This window comes from Streptomyces asoensis, assembly GCF_016860545.1.
Lineage (GTDB): Bacteria > Actinomycetota > Actinomycetes > Streptomycetales > Streptomycetaceae > Streptomyces > Streptomyces asoensis.
Map to the genome: position 1 here is coordinate 2,967,994 of NZ_BNEB01000005.1, position 17,301 is coordinate 2,985,294.

The 17,301-nt window shown below is 73.0% G+C and carries 19 protein-coding genes; 7 read left to right on the forward strand and 12 right to left on the reverse strand.

What is annotated here, in order from left to right:
- Positions 1 to 519, forward strand: coding sequence for a hypothetical protein (locus Saso_RS35610; protein WP_189920030.1), 519 nt, complete (start codon positions 1 to 3; stop codon positions 517 to 519).
- Positions 520 to 572: 53 nt separating this feature from the next.
- Here the strand turns inward: Saso_RS35610 and Saso_RS35615 are convergent, their stop codons facing one another.
- Positions 573 to 1,331: a hypothetical protein gene (locus tag Saso_RS35615; RefSeq protein ID WP_189920032.1), complete on the reverse strand. Its 759-nt coding sequence runs from the start codon at positions 1,329 to 1,331 to the stop codon at positions 573 to 575.
- Positions 1,332 to 1,533: 202 nt separating this feature from the next.
- Between Saso_RS35615 and Saso_RS35620 the strand changes: the two genes are divergently transcribed.
- The 3 genes from Saso_RS35620 to Saso_RS35630 are packed head-to-tail and all read left to right on the forward strand — an operon-like array spanning position 1,534 to position 4,592.
- Positions 1,534 to 2,829, forward strand: a complete 1,296-nt coding sequence (locus tag Saso_RS35620; protein WP_189920034.1) for a magnesium transporter MgtE N-terminal domain-containing protein — start codon at positions 1,534 to 1,536, stop codon at positions 2,827 to 2,829.
- Positions 2,819 to 3,415 carry a DUF1003 domain-containing protein gene (locus Saso_RS35625; protein WP_189920036.1) on the forward strand — a complete coding sequence of 199 codons (597 nt, stop codon included), beginning with the start codon at positions 2,819 to 2,821 and terminating at the stop codon, positions 3,413 to 3,415. Before Saso_RS35620 ends, Saso_RS35625 begins: the two co-directional genes overlap by 11 nt.
- A gap of 43 nt (positions 3,416 to 3,458) precedes the next feature.
- Entirely contained in the window at positions 3,459 to 4,592 is a 1,134-nt protein-coding gene (locus tag Saso_RS35630; protein ID WP_189920038.1) for an Mrp/NBP35 family ATP-binding protein, read from the forward strand.
- A gap of 74 nt (positions 4,593 to 4,666) precedes the next feature.
- Here Saso_RS35630 and Saso_RS35635 read toward each other — a convergent pair whose 3' ends face one another.
- The 5 genes from Saso_RS35635 to sigE all read right to left on the reverse strand — a co-directional run bounded on the left by Saso_RS35635 (position 4,667) and on the right by sigE (position 10,718).
- Positions 4,667 to 5,326 (reverse strand): hypothetical protein, encoded by a 660-nt coding sequence (locus Saso_RS35635; RefSeq protein WP_189920040.1) that lies wholly within the window; start codon positions 5,324 to 5,326, stop codon positions 4,667 to 4,669.
- 169 nt (positions 5,327 to 5,495) lie between these two features.
- Positions 5,496 to 5,948: a sec-independent translocase gene (locus tag Saso_RS35640; protein ID WP_189920042.1), complete on the reverse strand. Its 453-nt coding sequence runs from the start codon at positions 5,946 to 5,948 to the stop codon at positions 5,496 to 5,498.
- 209 nt (positions 5,949 to 6,157) lie between these two features.
- Entirely contained in the window at positions 6,158 to 8,044 is a 1,887-nt protein-coding gene (locus Saso_RS38585) for a S1C family serine protease (RefSeq protein ID WP_229901196.1), read from the reverse strand.
- 932 nt (positions 8,045 to 8,976) lie between these two features.
- Positions 8,977 to 9,930, reverse strand: coding sequence for an anti-sigma factor family protein (locus Saso_RS35650; RefSeq protein WP_189920044.1), 954 nt, complete (start codon positions 9,928 to 9,930; stop codon positions 8,977 to 8,979).
- Positions 9,927 to 10,718, reverse strand: coding sequence for an RNA polymerase sigma factor SigE (gene sigE / locus Saso_RS35655; RefSeq protein WP_229901197.1), 792 nt, complete (start codon positions 10,716 to 10,718; stop codon positions 9,927 to 9,929). The genes Saso_RS35650 and sigE overlap by 4 nt, the downstream gene beginning before the upstream one ends.
- Positions 10,719 to 10,881: 163 nt before the next feature.
- On the opposite strand from sigE, the gene Saso_RS35660 reads away from it, so the two are divergent.
- Positions 10,882 to 11,580: an O-methyltransferase gene (locus Saso_RS35660; RefSeq protein WP_189920530.1), complete on the forward strand. Its 699-nt coding sequence runs from the start codon at positions 10,882 to 10,884 to the stop codon at positions 11,578 to 11,580.
- A gap of 189 nt (positions 11,581 to 11,769) precedes the next feature.
- Here the strand turns inward: Saso_RS35660 and Saso_RS35665 are convergent, their stop codons facing one another.
- The gene (locus Saso_RS35665; protein WP_003966491.1) at positions 11,770 to 11,937 is read right to left on the reverse strand and encodes a DUF3117 domain-containing protein; all 168 of its coding nucleotides are present in this window, start codon (positions 11,935 to 11,937) and stop codon (positions 11,770 to 11,772) included.
- 146 nt (positions 11,938 to 12,083) lie between these two features.
- Complete coding sequence (locus tag Saso_RS35670) at positions 12,084 to 12,314, reverse strand: hypothetical protein (RefSeq protein WP_189920046.1); 231 nt, start codon at positions 12,312 to 12,314, stop codon at positions 12,084 to 12,086.
- Between Saso_RS35670 and chcB the strand changes: the two genes are divergently transcribed.
- Positions 12,313 to 13,104: a 2-cyclohexenylcarbonyl CoA isomerase gene (gene chcB / locus Saso_RS35675; protein ID WP_189920048.1), complete on the forward strand. Its 792-nt coding sequence runs from the start codon at positions 12,313 to 12,315 to the stop codon at positions 13,102 to 13,104. The two genes, Saso_RS35670 and chcB, sit on opposite strands and share 2 nt — an antisense overlap.
- A 37-nt stretch (positions 13,105 to 13,141) precedes the next feature.
- Here chcB and Saso_RS35680 read toward each other — a convergent pair whose 3' ends face one another.
- Both Saso_RS35680 and Saso_RS35685 read right to left on the reverse strand, forming a co-directional pair.
- A complete protein-coding gene (locus Saso_RS35680; RefSeq protein ID WP_189920050.1) occupies positions 13,142 to 13,780 on the reverse strand; it encodes a DNA-3-methyladenine glycosylase I in 639 nt (212 codons plus the stop codon).
- Positions 13,777 to 14,139, reverse strand: a complete 363-nt coding sequence (locus Saso_RS35685) for a DivIVA domain-containing protein (RefSeq protein ID WP_189920052.1) — start codon at positions 14,137 to 14,139, stop codon at positions 13,777 to 13,779. The genes Saso_RS35680 and Saso_RS35685 overlap by 4 nt, the downstream gene beginning before the upstream one ends.
- A gap of 124 nt (positions 14,140 to 14,263) precedes the next feature.
- On the opposite strand from Saso_RS35685, the gene folP reads away from it, so the two are divergent.
- Positions 14,264 to 15,124, forward strand: coding sequence for a dihydropteroate synthase (folP, locus tag Saso_RS35690; protein WP_189920054.1), 861 nt, complete (start codon positions 14,264 to 14,266; stop codon positions 15,122 to 15,124).
- A gap of 117 nt (positions 15,125 to 15,241) precedes the next feature.
- Here the strand turns inward: folP and Saso_RS35695 are convergent, their stop codons facing one another.
- Positions 15,242 to 16,000: an LOG family protein gene (locus tag Saso_RS35695; RefSeq protein WP_189920056.1), complete on the reverse strand. Its 759-nt coding sequence runs from the start codon at positions 15,998 to 16,000 to the stop codon at positions 15,242 to 15,244.
- A 148-nt stretch (positions 16,001 to 16,148) separates the two neighbouring features.
- Positions 16,149 to 17,228, reverse strand: a complete 1,080-nt coding sequence (gene dapE / locus Saso_RS35700) for a succinyl-diaminopimelate desuccinylase (protein WP_189920058.1) — start codon at positions 17,226 to 17,228, stop codon at positions 16,149 to 16,151.
- Positions 17,229 to 17,301: the final 73 nt, after the last annotated feature.

The window sequence follows — 17,301 nt, forward strand, 5'->3', positions numbered from 1 at the left end:
ATGACTAGAGAGCTGCTGCTCGACCGGGCCCTCGTCGAGGAGGCCACCAAGAAGTCCGGCCTCGTCTGGGTCCGGGGCGACGGCGAACCGGCCGCGCGGGCGCTGTGGCACGTGTGGCACGAGGGCGCGGTCTGCCTGGTCGGCGACGGGCCCGGTGAACAGCCCCTGACCGGGCTGGCCGAGGGCGGTTCGGCCGAGGTCACCGTCCGCAGCAAGGACAAGGGCGGCCGGCTGGTCTGCTGGACGGCGCGGGTCGTGGCGCTCGCTCCCGGCTCCGAGGCCTGGGAGGCGGCCGTCGGCGAACTGAAGGGCAAGCGGCTGAACGCGCCCGACGGCGAGGCGATGACCGGGCGCTGGGCGCGCGAGTGCCGGGTGCTGCGGCTCGAGCCGACGGGGACCGTGCTGCCGCTGCCCGACGGTGACCTCGCGGCGCGTCCGGTGCCGAGCCCCGCCACCACGCGTGAGCCGGCGCCGGCGGGACTGCCGAAGCTGCTGCTCGGCAGACGCGGACGCAGATAGCCGCCGCCCCGCGCCCGGCCGGCCCACCGGCGCCGGCTCACGCGGCCGGCCGGTCACGACGCCGGCAGCTGCTTGCCGTAGTCCACCGTGTCGTCCTTCGCCGGTTCCTCCAGGACGAAGTCCTTGCCCCAGGAGGAGAAACTCAGGGTGCCGGCGCCTCCCGCGCGCTCCAGGCGCAGCGGGTAGGGCTTGCCCTCCAGCGACACGTCAAGAGTGCCGCCCGAGCCGCCGTCGCCGGTGATGCGGATCGTGCGCACCCCCGACTGTTCGTGGTGGCCGTCGGTGGCCAGGGTCCCGTGCAGGGTCAGCAGACCGTCGAGGAGGAGGTCCTTGTCCGTGAAGCCGCTGAACTTCTTGTACGAGGGGTCGCCCGACGGCACCTTGACGTACTTGCCGCCCAGCTTGTCGCCGGCCGCCGTGTCCGCGCCGCCGTCGCCGGACTTGCCGTCCTGCTTGTCCCAGAACGCCGCGTCGGCCTTCAGGAACAGCTGCTCGCCGACCCGCAGCAGATGGAAGGTGGCTCCTTCCGCGGTGACCGACCCGCTGCCGCCGTCCGCCTTCAGCCGCATGTCGACCTTGTACGTGTGCCCGCTGGTGACCACGCTGCCGGACAGCCGCACCGCGTCCACGGCGCCCGCCGCCGACTTCGTCCGCGCCTGGATCTGCGCGGGGGACAGTTTGCCCACCCCGTTGGTGCCCGCGTCCGGGTCCTCGGCGCAGCCGGTCAGTCCCGTGGTCATGCCCAGCACCAGTGCGCACATCGCGCCCACCAGCGTGGCCCGGCGGGTTCGGCCCTGGGGAATCGCAGTCACGAAGACGGCTGCCTTTCTGCGGGGGTGTGCTGAGCGGCGTACGGCAGCGTACCGGGGCCGCGGCCGGGCGGCGGAGCCAGTCCGTCCGGACCGCCCACCAGGGCGGATCCGATCGGGACGGGCTAGCCTGAAGCCCGCACAGGCGGGCAATCGGGAAAAGAACATCACCGGCAACAGCAGCGGCACAGAAGGAGGTCCGGTCATGGCGGCGGGCGCCCCGCGGATCTTCGTGTCCCACCTCTCCGGCGTTCCCGTCTTCGACCCGAGCGGCGACCAGGTGGGCCGCGTCCGCGATCTCGTCGTCATGCTGCGGGTACGGCGGCGGCCGCCGCGGGTGCTCGGACTCGTCGTCGAACTGTCCACGCGGCGCCGGATCTTCCTGCCCATGACCCGGGTGACCGGCATCGAGTCCGGCCAGGTCATCACCACCGGCGTGCTGAACGTGCGCCGCTTCGAGCAGCGGCCCACCGAACGTCTCGTCTTCGGTGAGCTCCTCGACCGGCGCGTCACGCTCGTCGAGACCGGCGAGGAGGTCAGCGTCCTGGACGTGTCGGTGCAGCACCTGCCGGCCCGCCGGGACTGGGAGATCGACCGGGTCTTCGTGCGCAAGGGCAAGAAGGCGAGCACCTTCCGGCGGGCGAAGGGCGAGACGCTGACCGTCGAGTGGTCGGCCGTCACCGGGTTCTCCCTGGAGGAGCACGGACAGGGCGCGGAGAGCCTCCTCGCCACCTTCGAGCAGTTGCGCCCCGCCGACCTCGCCAACGTCCTGCACCACCTGTCGCCGAAGCGGCGCGCCGAGGTCGCCGCCGCGCTCGACGACGACCGGCTCGCCGACGTCCTGGAGGAACTCCCCGAGGACGACCAGATCGAGATCCTCGGCAAGCTGAAGGAGGAGCGCGCGGCGGACGTCCTGGAGGCCATGGACCCCGACGACGCGGCCGACCTGCTCTCCGAGCTGCCCGAGCAGGACCAGGAGCGGCTGCTGAGCCTGATGCAGCCCGACGACGCGGCCGACATGCGCCGTCTGATGTCGTACGAGGAGCACACAGCGGGCGGTCTGATGACCACCGAGCCGATCGTGCTGCGTCCCGACGCCACCGTCGCCGACGCCCTGGCCCGGGTGCGCAACCGCGACCTCTCCCCCGCCCTCGCCGCCCAGGTCTACGTGTGCCGGCCGCCCGACGAGACACCGACCGGCAAGTACCTGGGCACGGTCCACTTCCAGCGGCTGCTGCGCGACCCCCCGTACACGCTGGTCAGCTCGATGATCGACGAGGACCTCCAGTCCCTGGCGCCCGACGCGGCCCTGCCGGTCGTCGCCGGGTTCTTCGCGACGTACGACATGGTCGCGGCGCCCGTCGTCGACGAGGCGGGCTCGCTGCTGGGCGCGGTGACCGTGGACGACGTCCTGGACCACATGCTGCCGGAGGACTGGCGCGAGACGGAGTTCCACCTCGACGAGGGCACCGCCGAGGAGGTCGGTCCGCATGGCTCCTGAGCGCGAGACGGCGCGCGGCGAGCGCACCCCGGCCGGCGCGACCGCGACGAGCCGCCCCCGGGCCCGCCTGGACCAGCCCAGGCCGCCCCGGCACCGGATCCTGCCCGAATGGGACCCGGAGGCCTTCGGGCGGCTGTCGGAGCGCATCGCGCGCTTCCTCGGCACCGGGCGGTTCATCGTCTGGATGACGGTCGTCATCATCGTCTGGGTCCTGTGGAACGTGTTCGCCCCGCGCGACCTGCGCTTCGACAACTACCCCTTCATCTTCCTGACCCTGATGCTCTCGCTCCAGGCCTCCTACGCGGCCCCGCTGATCCTGCTCGCGCAGAACCGGCAGGACGACCGCGACCGGGTCAACCTGGAGCAGGACCGCAAGCAGAACGAGCGGTCCATCGCCGACACCGAGTACCTGACGCGGGAGGTCGCCGCCCTGCGGATCGGTCTGGGCGAGGTCGCCACCCGGGACTGGATCCGCTCCGAGCTCCAGGACATGGTCAAGGAGCTCGAGGAGCGGCGGGACGGGCACCGCGAACATGCCGTATTCCCGGCAGAACGGCCGCGGGGACGTGACGTAGACGACCGGTGACGGGCTTACCGGCGCCGACACAGGTCGCCGTACCATCGTCCCTATGGCTAGCGAAGACGCGGTGCGCGAGGCACTGGCGACGGTGAACGACCCCGAGATCAACCGGCCCATCACGGAACTCGGGATGGTCAAGTCGGTGGAGATCGGCGCGGACGGGGCGGTCGCGGTCACCGTGTACCTGACGGTCTCCGGCTGCCCCATGCGCGAGACGATCACGCAGCGCGTGACGGACGCGGTCTCGGGGGTGGACGGCGTCACCCGCGTCGACGTCACCCTCGACGTCATGAGCGACGAGCAGCGCAAGGAGCTCGCCAACGCGCTGCGCGGCGGCCAGACCGAGCGCGAGGTCCCGTTCGCCAAGCCGGGCTCGCTGACCCGGGTGTACGCGGTCGCGTCCGGCAAGGGCGGCGTCGGCAAGTCGTCGGTGACGGTGAACCTGGCGGCGGCGATGGCGGCCGACGGTCTGAAGGTGGGCGTGGTCGACGCCGACATCTACGGCCACAGCGTGCCGCGGATGCTGGGCGCGGAGGGCCGTCCGACCCAGGTCGAGAACATGATCATGCCGCCGTCCGCGAACGGCGTGAAGGTCATCTCCATCGGCATGTTCACCCCGGGCAACGCGCCGGTCGTCTGGCGCGGGCCGATGCTGCACCGCGCGCTCCAGCAGTTCCTGGCGGACGTGTACTGGGGCGACCTGGACGTGCTGCTGCTCGACCTCCCGCCGGGCACCGGCGACATCGCGATCTCGGTGGCCCAACTGGTACCGAACGCCGAGATCCTGGTCGTGACGACCCCTCAGCAGGCGGCGGCCGAGGTCGCCGAGCGGGCCGGCTCCATCGCCGTCCAGACCCACCAGAAGATCGTCGGCGTGGTGGAGAACATGTCCGGCCTGCCCTGTCCGCACTGCGGAGAGATGGTCGACGTCTTCGGCACGGGCGGCGGCCAGTCGGTGGCGGAGGGCCTCACCCGGACCACCGGCGCCACCGTCCCGGTGCTCGGCTCGATCCCGATCGACGTCCGGCTGCGCGAGGGCGGCGACGAGGGCAGGCCGGTCGTCCTGACCGACCCGCAGTCCCCGGCCGGCTCCGCCCTGCGGGCCATCGCGGGCAAGCTCGGCGGCCGCCAGCGCGGCCTGTCGGGGCTGTCGCTGGGGATCACCCCCCGCAACAAGTTCTAGCCGCTCCGCGGGGCGCGGGGACCGCGCGGCCGGCCACGGACGGCCCGCGCTTCCCCGCCCGCCGCGGTCGGCCGCTAGGCGTACGTCTCGATGTCCTTGATCATGGCGAATCCGAGGCCGTACGCGCTCATGCCCCTCCCGTACGCCCCCACGTGCACTCCCTGCGACGTCGAACCGGCCAGTACCCAGCCGAACTCGGACTCGCGGTAGTGGAACGGGGTCGGTACGCCGTCGACCGGCAGGGACAGCGTCGACCAGTCCGTTCCCGCGAGGTCGTCGGCGAGGACCCACGCCGTCTCGGTCTGCTGGTCCAGCCAGTCGTCGCGCAGGCTGTGGTCCATCTGGCCCGGCCAGGTGAAGGACAGCAGGCCCACTCCGGCGAGCCAGGCCGCCGAGGACACCGAGGTGGCCTCCAGCACGCCCGTGCCGTCCGGGCTGCGCCGCACGGGGTTCGCGGCGACGGTCACGACGACCGCGAACTTGCCCCGGTCCTCACCGGCCGTCTCGTGCCGTACGGAGGGCTCGTCGCCGTGTCCGATGGAACCGTGCTCGACCGCTCCGTCGGCCGCCGAACCCACCTGCATCAGCCAGCGGGGCCCCGTGAAGGCCTCGTCGAGGCCGTACCAGGGGAAGGGTGCCTCCAGGTAGCCGTCGACCGTGCGCCGGGCGGAGGGGACCTGTTGTCCGCTCTCCGCGGCCGGCGTCTGCGCGACTGCCCGACTCGTCGTCTCCATGTGCCCGGACGCCTCCTCGTTCTCGACGGAACGACCGGCCCGCCCCCCTTCGGGCGTACTCGTCCGCTCCGCACAACAACCAGGCAGCATAGCCACCCCGCCCCGGGCTGCCGGGCAGCCGCCCGGCGCGTGCGGCGTGCGCCCCCTCACACCGGGGGGCGCGAGTGGCTCAGGTGGCGTCCGCGTCGAAGGGCGGACGGTCGTCCTTGGCGGGCTCCTCGGGCTTCTTGGTCATGTCGATGCGCCCGCCCCCCGAGGAGGCCGACGATCCCGAAGAACCCGATGCCGAGGTGTCCGTGTCGCGGCTGTGGACCGCGTCCGTGACCTCGGCCATCTCCTTCTTCAGGTCGAAGCCGTTGCGGATCTCCTTGAGCCCCAGCTCGTCGTTGTCCAGCTGCTTGCGGATGAACGTCTTGGGGTTGAGGTCCTCGAACTCGAAGTCCTTGAACTCCGGGCCCAGTTCGCTGCGGATGTCCGCCTTGGCGCTCTCCGAGAACTCACGGATCTTCCGGACGGTGCGCATCACGTCCTGGATGACCTTCGGGAGCTTGTCCGGACCGAAGACGAGCACGGCCAGGACGACGATCGTCACCAGCTCGAGCGGTCCTATGTCATTGAACACCTGAAGCTCCTTGCGATGTCCGCGGTCCTCGGCCCTCGGCCCTCAGTGGTCAAGTTCGGGTCTTCCGTGGTCCGGGCCGGGTCCACGGTACCTGTCGCACCTGTCCGACCGGTACCGTCCCGGGGCGTCCGCGTGCGTGTACGCGGCCGGTTTTCCGCGTTGTTTGCCTTGTGGGGCCGGGTTTCGGGGCCCGGCCTGTGACGTTTCTGTCAATCGCCGCCGGACGAGCCGAGGACCAGGGTGAGCGTACGTGCCCGGCCGCCGCGTTCGACGGTCAGCGAGAGCCGGTCGCCGGGGCGGTGGGCGCGGGTCCTGACGATCAGTTCCTCACCGGAGTGGACGGGCCTGCCGTCCACCTGGGTGATGACGTCACCCGCCCGGATGCCGGCCCGGTCGGCGGGTCCGCCCGCGGTGACCGGGGAGCCGGCTGTGCCGTCCTGCGTGCCGACGCGCGCGCCGTCCCCCGCGTAGTCCAGGTCGAGCGTGACGCCGATGACCGGGTGCGTCGCCTTTCCGGTGTTGATCAGCTCCTCGGCGACGCGCCGGCCCTGGTTGATGGGGATGGCGAAGCCCAGTCCGATGGAGCCCGCCCCGGCGGTGCCGGAGTCCGTGCCGTCGTCGGCGGAACGGATGGCGGAGTTGATCCCGATGACACGGCCCTGCGTGTCGAGGAGGGGCCCGCCGGAGTTCCCGGGGTTGATCGGGGCGTCCGTCTGCAACGCGTCGACGTACGAGACGTCGCTCCCGTCCCCGCTGCGGCCGCCCGCGGTGATGGGCCGCTCCCGGGCACTGATGATGCCGGAGGTGACGGTGCCCTCCAGGTCGAAGGGGGCGCCGATGGCGACGACCGGGTCGCCGACCCGGACGTTGTCGGAGTTGCCGAGGGCGAGGGGCTTCAGCCCCTTCACCCCGCTGACCCGCACCACGGCGAGGTCGTACCCGCTGTCCCGGCCCACGACCTCGGCGGGGACGGTCTGCCCGCCGCTGAAGACGACGGATATCCGGCCGTCTCCCCCGGCGGGTTCCACGACGTGGTTGTTGGTGAGGATGTAGCCGAGCCCGTCCAGCACGAATCCGGTGCCGGTGCCGGAGTCGTCGCTGCCGCTGACGTGCAGGGTGACCACGCCGGGCAGGGCCCGCGCGGCGATCCCGGCCACGCTGTCCGCGGGGCGGCCGGTGGGCTCCGCGGAGGCCTGCGGCAGCCGTACGGGGTTGAGTCCGCCGTTGCGCTCCAGGTGGGCGCCCACGACTCCGCCGAGGACGCCGGAGACCAGCGCGAGGGCCAGGGCGGCGCCCACCAGGCGCGTCCGCGCCTGCCGACGCCGCTCGGCCTCGGCGTCGCCGTGCGCGCCCCCACCGACCTGAAGGACCCCGGCCCCCGGCCCCCCGGCCGCAACGGCCCAGGGGTCGTACCGCTGCCAGGGATCCACGCCCTGTTCCTGCCCGGGTCCCGGGCCGGGCAGAGGTGCCGGGCCGGGCACAAGTGCCGGGTCGGATGTCGTCCCGGGCAGAGGTGCCGAACCCGGCAGAAGTGCGGGACCGGGCGCCGGTGCCGGGCCGGGTGCCGGTGCTGGGCCGGACGCAGGTGCCGGGCCGGGTGCCGGTGCGGGGCCGGGTACCAGGCCGGGTGCCGGTGCCGGGCCGGCGGACGGCGCCTCGGGCGAGGCCTCCGGCGGGGCGGCAGCGGGCGGAACGGCCATCCCGGGCGGGGAACCTGCCTCGGTCTGGAGGGCCGCCCCGAGCGGGGCACCTGACTCGACGGCGGTCGCGGGGCTCGCCGCAGGCGACGGGCCAGGCCCGGCCGCCGGAACGGAGCCCGACGCGGGCGGTACGGCGCCGGTGGCGGGCGGGAAGGCCGGCGCGGGCGACGGCGCCGGCCCCACGGCCGGGGCAGGGCCCGGCGCCGGGTACGGGCCCGGGCCCGGGCCGCCGCCCATGAGAGCCCCCGCCGGGGGTACCGCGTCGGTGGCGCCGGGCACGGACAGCACCGACGGGTGCTGAACGGGCGGCGCGGGCGCCCAGGGGCCGGGTTCGCCGTAGGGCGGGGTGCCGTAGGGGTCGGGGTCGTGCAGCGGCTTGGGCCGCTGGTCGGTCACCGCGCCCTGGGCGGGAGCGACCTCCGCCGTGAAGGCGACATCGCCTCCGGCGCCGGGCAGCCCACCGGCACCGGCCTCCACCCGGTCCGCCTCGGCGGCGGCGAGGTGCGTCGGGTCGGCCTGGTGCGCCCGGTCCACCTCGGCGGCAGCGTAAGCCTGGTCGGCCCGGCCGTCCTCGGCGGCGAGGTCGGGCCGGACGGCATCGGATATGGAGGGGGTGGGGAGAGACACGGGCCCGGGCCCTGCCGGACGGCTCAGTTCGTAGTCACCGTCGGCCGGAACAAGGGCGTCCTGCCCCGCGCCGACCGGAGCGACAGCACGCGGGACGACGGCGTCCGGAACGCCGTCAGCCCTGTCGGCCCCGCACGCCTCGGCCGAGCCGACCTCGGCTGTACTCGCGTCGGTCACCCGTCCGCCCACCCGGTCGGCGTCGACCGCCTGTCCGTCCTCACGGTCGGCGTCGACCGCCTGCCCGCCCGCAGGATCGGCGTCGGACACGGGTCCGTCCGCCGGGTCGGTGCCGGCCGCAAGGCCGTCCACCCGCCCGGCATCCGCCACCTGCCCGCCCGCCGCAGGGTCGGCGTCCGCCGCGGGACCGTCCGCCCGGGTGGTGTCGGACGGAGCGGTTTTCGGGGTGGGTTGGGCCAGCTCGAAGTCTTCGGGGGTGGTCGGGGGTGCGGGGACCGTGGCCCCGGGGAGCGGCTCGGCTGCCGGACCCGCGGGGCCGCCCTGCTCCGGCCGTGGCCGAGGACGGCCCCACCGCTTCGCCCGCGGGGACTTCCCCTCGTCCATGTTCTCCCCCACTGAAGCCCCTCACCCCGAAGCCGCGGCGCCGGACCGACGGCACGAACCCCTTCGCGCCCTGCCGCCTGGCAGGACGCGGTTCTCACGGGATTCAACCAGGTTCCCGGCGCGGCGGCGCGGGCCCCGCGTCAACGGGTGTGGTGCGAGGAGGGTGAGGCGGAGCCGGCGGGGACGGGTGCGGCGAGCAGGCCGGGAACGCCGGCCCCAGGGCCGGTGGTCGTCAGGGTGATCGGCGAGGTGGTGCCCAGCGGACGTATCAGCGGGGACATCACCGCGGCCCCGACCACCATCGGCGAGGTGAGCCGGTGCAGGGCCTCTTCGACCGGTCCGCCGGCCGGGGACGGCACGCCGGGCAGCAGCGGTGCGGACACCTCGGTCGGGGCGACCGGGGAGTCGCCGAGCTGGCCGCCCTGCGAGAGCAGCGGACCGGCGGTGCGGCGGCGCTGGCTCTCCGGGCTCGTCGCCGAGCCGGAGCCCGGTGTGCGGGCCGGTGTCACATTGCTTCCCGATCCCGTGCGGCCGTCCGCCGTGGTGTCGACCGGTGCGACGGTCGTCATCCCGCCCAGCGCGATCGCGGCCAGCGACACCGCGCCGGCGGCGACGAACGCGAACCGCATCCCGCGCGAGCGCTCGGCGTCATGGCGGTCGCCGCGCCCGACGGGGTGGATGCGAAAGCCCCGCTCCGCGGCGGGGGACAGGACGGAGCCGTGGTCGCGGGCGGGCACGTAGCCGAACTCGAAGGGCTCGTCCCGTCTCGGCCCTCTCACCGTGAAGACTCCGTCGGCGAACCCTCCCCCGCCCAGCGGCGTACCACCGCCGTCCGGGTCACCTCCTCCGGGCAGGCCCTGGAGGCGGGCGAGAAAGCTTTCGGAGGGGGCGGGCGGTGCGACCTCGGCGAAGACGTTCTTCAGCCGGCGCTGCGCGTCGACCTCGGACTTGCACCTGGTACAGGTCGCCACGTGCGCCAGCACCCGCTCACGGGTGTCATGACCGAGCTCGCCGTCCACCAGGGCGGAGAGACGGTCTCCGAGGTGCTGCTCCGCGAGGAGCCTCTCGGCTGCGCTGTGTCGGGATCCACTCACGCGCTCGCGCCCCTTCCTCCTCCCAGGGCGGCAACGCGCGGCACGAAGGAGCGGCGCTCGGCCCGTGCCTCGGGCGAGCGGTGCGCGAGGGCCTTGCGCAGCTGCGAGCGGCCACGGTGGATGCGCGAGCGGACGGTGCCCAGCTTGACGCCCAGGGTCGCGGCGATCTCCTCGTAGGAGAGGCCTTCGATGTCGCACAGGACGACCGCGGCGCGGAACTCCGGCGCGAGGGTGTCGAGCGCCTGCTGCACGTCCGCGTCGAAGTGGGCGTCGTTGAAGATCTGCTGGGGGGTGGGCTCCTTGCTGGGCAGCCGCTCCGCGGCGTCGTCGCCGAGCGCGTCGAAGCGGATGCGCTGCTTGCGACGGACCATGTCCAGGAAGAGGTTGGTGGTGATGCGGTGCAGCCAGCCCTCGAAGGTGCCCGGGGTGTAGGTCGACAGGGAGCGGAAGACGCGGACGAAGACCTCCTGCGTGAGGTCCTCGGCGTCGTGCTGGTTGCCGGTCAGACGGTAGGCGAGCCGGTAGACCCGGCCGCTGTGCATGCTGACGATCTCCTCCCACGTGGGCGGAGTCCACGCCTGCCCGTCCGCGTCGGTGGAGAAGGTCGCGGTCTGGGCGGGGCCGGCGGGGGTGCCGGCGGCCTGGCTGTGGTCAGCAGCGGTGTCGTTCACGGATTTCGGCCTGACTGCCGACCCGAGAAAGCGCCGCAGCACTCCTCCCCGATCCACAGGCGCGGCCGCACCTCCCCTGTCGGCTCTGGTGGTGATGTCCAGCGGAGCCCCTACCATAGCCACCTCGCCCGTTAGCTCCGGATAAGCGGTTTTACGAGAAATTGATGTGCGCTGACACCGCTCATACGGCTGCGTCAGCACTTGGTCTGCGCCGGGTCCCTCATCGTGATCCAACCGTGTCCCCCCGTTGTCGTTCCCACCCCTTCAAACGCCCGGTCCCATCTGCGGGTTCCCGGCGGCAACGGATACAGTCACGCCCAGGCAACCACGGGGACAGGAGAGGGTCATTACCGGCAACCGGCAGGCAAGCTGGGCGTTCGCCGACGCCTATGCCGCCGAGGACGAAGCGCTGCTGTGGGCCCGTGACCGGGCACGCGAGGCAGGGCTGCGCTCGGTGTCGCCCAGCACGGGCGCCGCACTGCGGATGCTCGCCGCCACCGTGGACGCGAAGGCGGTCGCGGAGATCGGTACCGGTACCGGCGTCTCCGGCATCCACCTGCTGCACGGGATGCGCCCGGACGGCGTCCTGACGACCGTCGACCCCGAGCCGGAGCACCAGCAGTTCGCCCGGCAGGCCTTCCGCTTCTGCGGCTTCGCCAGCAACCGGGCCCGGTTCATCCCCGGCCGCGCGCTCGACGTCCTGCCCCGCCTGGCGGACTCCGGCTACGACCTCGTGTTCTGCGACGGTGACCGGCTGGAACTCCTCGAATACCTCGCTGAATCGTTGCGTCTGCTGCGCCCCGGTGGCCTGGTCGTCTTCGAGGGCGTCTTCGCCAACGGCCGCACGGTCGATTCCGGGCCCCAGCCCACGGAGGTCATACGGATCCGGGAGCTGCTGCGGGCGGTGCGCGAGAGTCAGGAGCTGGTGACGTCGCTGCTGCCGGTGGGCGACGGCCTGCTGTGCGCGGTCAAGCGCTGAGCCGCCCACCGCACGACCCGCACCTCCCGCACGACCTCCGCAGCGGGCACGGCCCGCGGACATGACGTGGGCGGCCGTTGGGCCTTTCGGGCCACGCGGTCGCCGCAAACCCCGCGGGCGCCACGAAAACAACCGCTCCGACACCCTCGTGGATGCCGGAGCGGTTGTCAGAGTAGGGTCGCTTGCGCGTCAGCCGACGACCTTCTTGAGGGCGTCGCCGAGCGCGTCGGCCTCGTCAGGGGTCAGCTCGACGACGAGTCGACCGCCGCCTTCGAGCGGAACGCGCATGACGATGCCCCGCCCCTCCTTGGTCACCTCGAGCGGGCCATCACCCGTTCGCGGCTTCATGGCCGCCATGCTCGTTCCCCTTCCTGAAACCAGCTCATCGCCAAAGCCGACGGCCCGTGGAGGGCAGCCGCGATCCAGCGTGGGACACGCGACACCGGCATCGAACACATTGTTTCGAGGCCATTATCCCGCATCTCAGGACCCGATGACCAACATCAGTCGGCATCGCTTGGGCAACGCGCGCGAGCAAAACCACTCAATTCGGCGATGTGACTGCGATACTGCACCGCCGCACGGACTTCCGCGCACCGGAAACCCTGCCGATTTCTTTGACGCAGGTCACACGTCGGGTCCGGCGCGCGGACGGTGATCTCCGCCATGCTGTCCTCGTACACCGGACGTACTGACCAGTAGTACGCCGAGCCGCGACGGAGGGGAAACGCCATGGCCGACACCGTGCTCTACGAGGTGAGCGACGGGCTCGCGACGATCACGCTGAACCGCCCCGAGGCGATGAACGCGCTGAACATCGCCGCCAAGGTCGCCCTCAGGGAGGCGGTCGAGTCCGCGGCCGCCGACGAGGCGGTGCGGGCCGTGCTGCTGACCGCCGCCGGTGAGCGGGCGTTCTGCGTGGGGCAGGACCTCAAGGAGCACATCGGCCTGCTCGCCGAGGGTTCGCAGCACGTGATGAGCACGGTGGCGGAGCACTACAACCCGATCGTCCGGGCGCTGACCGAGGCGCCGAAGCCGGTGGTCGCCGCCGTGAACGGCGTCGCCGCCGGTGCCGGCTTCGGCTTCGCGCTCGCCGCGGACTACCGCCTGGTGGCCGACACCGCGTCCTTCAACACCTCGTTCGCGGGGGTCGCGCTCACCGCCGACTCCGGCGTCTCGTGGACCCTGCCCCGGGTGATCGGTCCCGGCCGGGCCGCCGACCTGCTGCTCTTCCCGCGCAGCATCACCGCGAAGGAAGCGCTCGAACTCGGCATCGCCAACCGGATCGTCCCGGCGGCCTCGCTGCGGACGGCGGCCGAGCAGCTCGCGCGGATGCTGGCCGAGGGGCCGACGGTGGCGTACGCGGCGATCAAGGAGGCCGTCGCGTACGGGTACTCGCACTCGCTCGCCGAGACGCTGGTGAAGGAGGACGAGCTCCAGACCCGGGCGGGGGCGTCGCAGGACCACACCATCGCGGTGCGGGCTTTCGTCGAGAAGGGCACGCCCAAGTACCTCGGCCGCTGAGCCGGCGCGGCGGGGTCGCGGGCGGCGGACCGGCCGGTCACGCGCCCGCGGCGGGCCCCTTCGCGCCGTGCCCCGCCGCGCGGGCCGCTCCCGGGGCCGCCCGGCTCACGCACGTCTCCAGGTGGTCGTCGACCAGGCCGCACGCCTGCATCAGCGCGTAGGCCGTCGTCGGGCCGACGAAGCGCAGGCCCCGCTTCTTGAGGGCCTTGGACAGGGCGGTCGACTCGTCCGTCACCGCCGGGACGTCCGCGAGGGTCTTCGGGACCGGGCGGACCGCCGGGTCGGGGGCGTGCGACCAGATGAGCTCGTCCAGGTCACCGGGCGCCCAGCCGGCCAACACGCGCGCGTTGGCGAGGGTGGCGTCGACCTTGGCGCGGTTGCGGATGATGCCCGGGTCGGCGAGGAGGCGTGCGCGGTCCTCGTCGGTGAAGACGGCCACCGAGGCGATCCTGAAGTCGGCGAAGGCGGCGCGGAAGCCCGGGCGGCGGCGCAGGATCGTGATCCAGGACAGGCCGGACTGGAACGCCTCCAGGCTGAGGCGCTCGAACAGGGCGTCGTCGCCGTGGACCGGGCGGCCCCACTCCTCGTCGTGGTACGCCACGTAGTCCGGCGTGGACAGGGCCCAGGGGCAGCGCAGCGCGCCGTCCGCGCCGGCCAGGGCGCTCCCGTCGCTCACTGGTGGTCCTGCGGGGCCGGCTTGTCCATGGAGATCCGGTCGCCGCCGCCCGCGTGCCGGGCGCCGGCCAGGGCGGACTCCAGGTCGGCGATGCGCGCGTCGCGCTCGGCGAGCTCGGCGGCCACGCGGTTGAGGGCGTCGTCCACGTCGGCCATCCGGTAGCCGCGCACGGCCAGCGGGAAGCGGAGGTGGTCGATGTCGGAGCGGTCGACCGGGCGGTCCGGGGGCAGCGGGTCGTGCAGCCGCTCGGGGGCGGCCTCCGGCAGCGGGCCGCTGCCCTCGCCGCCGCCCACCACGGCGAGTGTCACCGCGGCGACCACGACGGCGAGCGCGATGACCAGGAACAAGAACATAACCATCGGTGGGTCCCCACGCTCGGAGTGCTCGGAGTGGATGTGCTTGGGTCCGATCGTGCCATGCGGGTGCGGCGGTTAGGGTCGCAGGCGGTGGATGTGCGGGACGTACTAGGAGAGGTCACAGCGGATGCTCAGGCTGGGCAGGCGTGAATTCGGCGCGCACGAGCCGGTGGTCATGGCGATCGTGAACCGGACTCCCGACTCCTTCTACGACCAGGGGGCGACCTTCCGCGACGAGCCGGCCCTCGCGCGCGTGGAGCAGGCGGTGGCGGAGGGCGCGGCGATCATCGACATCGGCGGCGTCAAGGCCGGCCCGGGGGAAGAGGTCACCGCGCGGGAGGAGGCCCGGCGGACCGTCGGCTTCGTGGCCGAGGTGCGGCGGCGCTTCCCGGACGTGGTCATCAGTGTGGACACCTGGCGGTCCGAGGTGGGCGAGGCGGTCTGCGAGGCGGGGGCGGACCTGCTCAACGACGCGTGGGGCGGGGTGGACCCGCGGCTCGCGGAGGTCGCGGCGCGGTACGGGGCCGGTCTGGTGTGCACGCACGCGGGGGGCGCCGAGCCGCGCACCCGTCCGCACCGCGTGACGTACGACGACGTCGTGGCCGACATCCTGCGGGTGACCGTGGGGCTGGCGGAGCGGGCCGCGGAGCTGGGGGTGCCGAGGGAGTCGATCATGATCGATCCCGGGCACGACTTCGGGAAGAACACCCGGCACAGCCTGGAGGCGACCCGGCGGCTCGGGGAGATGGTGGAGACGGGGTGGCCGGTGCTGGTGTCCCTGTCCAACAAGGACTTCGTGGGCGAGACGCTGGACCGTCCGGTCAAGGAGCGGGTGGTGGGGACGCTGGCGACGACCGCGGTGTCGGCGTGGCTGGGGGCGCAGGTGTACCGGGTGCACGAGGTGGCGGAGACCCGGCAGGTGCTGGACATGGTGGCGTCGATCGCGGGGCACCGGCCTCCGGCGGTGGCGCGGCGGGGGCTGGCGTAGGCCGCGAGTGCCGTACCGGGGGCTGCGCCCCATGGACCCCCGCCGGCCCGGAACAGTCCCCGTCGTCCTCGTACGCCGGACGGGCCGGTGGAGCCCGCCCGGCGCGTGACGGGAGTCCTACCGGCCCGCCTCCTTCGACACCAGGGCCACCGCCTCCTCCACGTCGTCCGTGACGTGGAAGAGGAGGAGGTCCTTCTCGGACGCCTTGCCCTGGGCGATCAGGGTGTTCGTCAGCCAGTCGATCAGTCCGCCCCAGTACTCCGTGCCGAAGAGGACGATCGGGAAGCGGGTGACCTTCTGGGTCTGGACGAGGGTGAGGGCCTCGAAGAGTTCGTCCAGCGTGCCGAGCCCGCCGGGCAGGACCACGAAACCCTGCGCGTACTTCACGAACATCATCTTCCGCACGAAGAAGTAGCGGAAGTTCAGGCCGATGTCGACGTACGGGTTGAGGCCCTGCTCGAAGGGGAGCTCGATGCCGAGCCCCACCGAGGTGCCGCCCGCCTCGCTCGCCCCCTTGTTGGCCGCCTCCATCGCGCCTGGCCCGCCGCCCGTGATGACGGCCCATCCGGCCTCGACGAGGGCGCTGCCGAGCCGGACTCCCGCCTCGTACTCCGGGGAGCCGACCGGGGTGCGGGCGGAGCCGAACACGCTGATGGCCGGGGGGAGTTCGGCGAGGGCGCCGAAGCCTTCGATGAACTCCGACTGGATGCGCAGGACCCGCCAGGGGTCCGTGTGGACCCAGTCGGAGGGGGCGCGCTCGTCGAGCAGCCGCTGGTCCGTGGTGCTCGCCTGCACCTGGTCGCGCCTGCGGAGGACGGGTCCCAGGCGCTGTTCGTCCGGTGGCTGCTTCTTGCCCTCGGGGTTCCCTGTGGCCATGGTGAGCTCCCTCCGCGATTGAGGTCTCCCCGGCCGGGGCGGGCCTCGGGCCGGGGAAGGTCGTACCGCCTCAGCGTAGATCCACCCGGGTTACGGACGGGGGACGTCGGCGTGTCCGCCGTCCAGCGCCGACACGCCGGAGGTCGGTTCAGGCGGTGAGCCAGGCCCTCAGCCGCTCCTCGCCCGCCAGGATCTTGGCCGTTTCCACCCGTTCGTCCACCTTGTGCGCCAAGTGCGGGTTGCCGGGGCCGTAGTTGACCGCGGGCACACCGAGCGCGGAGAAGCGACTGACGTCCGTCCAGCCGTACTTGGGCATCGGGGTGCCGCCGACCGCCTCGACGAAGGCCGCCGCCGCCGGGTGGGAGAGACCGGGGAGCGCGGCGGGGCTGTGGTCGTCGACGACGAACTCGGCGACCCCGCAGTCCGCGAAGACCTCGCGGACGTGCTCGACGGCCTCCTCCTCGCTGCGGTCCGGCGCGTAGCGGAAGTTGACGGTGACGACGCACTCGTCGGGAATGACGTTGCCGGCCACGCCGCCGGTGATGCCGACCGCGTTGAGCCCCTCGCGGTACTCCAGGCCGTCGATGACCGGGTGGCGCGGCTCGTAGGCGGCCAGCCGGGCCAGGATCGGGGCCGCCGCGTGGACGGCGTTGGAGCCCATCCAGCCGCGCGCCGAGTGGGCCCGCTCGCCCTTCGTCCTCAGCAGCACCCGCAGGGTGCCCTGGCAGCCGCCCTCCACCTGGCCGTCGGAGGGCTCCAGCAGCACCGCGAAGTCGCCCGCCAGCCACTCGGGGCGCTGCTCGGCCACGTGCTTGAGGCCGTTGAGGTCGGCGGCGACCTCCTCGTTGTCGTAGAAGACGAAGGTCAGGTCGCGGTTGGGGGCCGGGACGGTCGCCGCGATGCGCAGCTGGACCGCGACCCCGGACTTCATGTCGCAGGTGCCGCAGCCCCACAGGACGCCGTCCTCGTCGAGTCGCGAGGGGACGTTGCCGGCGATCGGGACCGTGTCGATGTGACCGGCGAGGACCACGCGCTCCGCGCGGCCCAGGTCGGTGCGCGCGACCACGTTGTTGCCGTAGCGGTCCACCGTGAGGTGCGGCAGCGAGCGCAGGGCGGTCTCGATCGCGTCGGCGAGCGGCTTCTCGGTGCCGCTCTCCGAACGGAAGTCGACGAGCCGCGCGGTGAGTACGGCGGCGTCCAGCGTGAGGTCAAGTGCGGTGTCGGCCATGGCGCCGACCCTAACGCGCCGCTCCGCCGTCACGCTTTTCACAGTGTGCGCAGGGCTCTCCTGCTCCTCAGTA

Bases quoted from the DNA above. Each gene is read 5' to 3' on its own strand.
- Saso_RS35610 (WP_189920030.1), top strand. From the start codon at position 1: ATGACTAGAGAGCTGCTGCTCGACCGGGCCCTCGTCGAGGAGGCCACC.
- Saso_RS35620 (WP_189920034.1), top strand. From the start codon at position 1,534: ATGGCGGCGGGCGCCCCGCGGATCTTCGTGTCCCACCTCTCCGGCGTT.
- Saso_RS35625 (WP_189920036.1), top strand. From the start codon at position 2,819: ATGGCTCCTGAGCGCGAGACGGCGCGCGGCGAGCGCACCCCGGCCGGC.
- Saso_RS35630 (WP_189920038.1), top strand. From the start codon at position 3,459: ATGGCTAGCGAAGACGCGGTGCGCGAGGCACTGGCGACGGTGAACGAC.
- Saso_RS35635 (WP_189920040.1), bottom strand. From the start codon at position 5,326: ATGGAGACGACGAGTCGGGCAGTCGCGCAGACGCCGGCCGCGGAGAGC.
- sigE (WP_229901197.1), bottom strand. From the start codon at position 10,718: ATGGTAGGGGCTCCGCTGGACATCACCACCAGAGCCGACAGGGGAGGT.
- Saso_RS35665 (WP_003966491.1), bottom strand. From the start codon at position 11,937: ATGGCGGCCATGAAGCCGCGAACGGGTGATGGCCCGCTCGAGGTGACC.
- chcB (WP_189920048.1), top strand. From the start codon at position 12,313: ATGGCCGACACCGTGCTCTACGAGGTGAGCGACGGGCTCGCGACGATC.
- Saso_RS35670 (WP_189920046.1), bottom strand. From the start codon at position 12,314: ATGGCGTTTCCCCTCCGTCGCGGCTCGGCGTACTACTGGTCAGTACGT.
- Saso_RS35685 (WP_189920052.1), bottom strand. From the start codon at position 14,139: ATGGTTATGTTCTTGTTCCTGGTCATCGCGCTCGCCGTCGTGGTCGCC.
- folP (WP_189920054.1), top strand. From the start codon at position 14,264: ATGCTCAGGCTGGGCAGGCGTGAATTCGGCGCGCACGAGCCGGTGGTC.
- Saso_RS35695 (WP_189920056.1), bottom strand. From the start codon at position 16,000: ATGGCCACAGGGAACCCCGAGGGCAAGAAGCAGCCACCGGACGAACAG.
- dapE (WP_189920058.1), bottom strand. From the start codon at position 17,228: ATGGCCGACACCGCACTTGACCTCACGCTGGACGCCGCCGTACTCACC.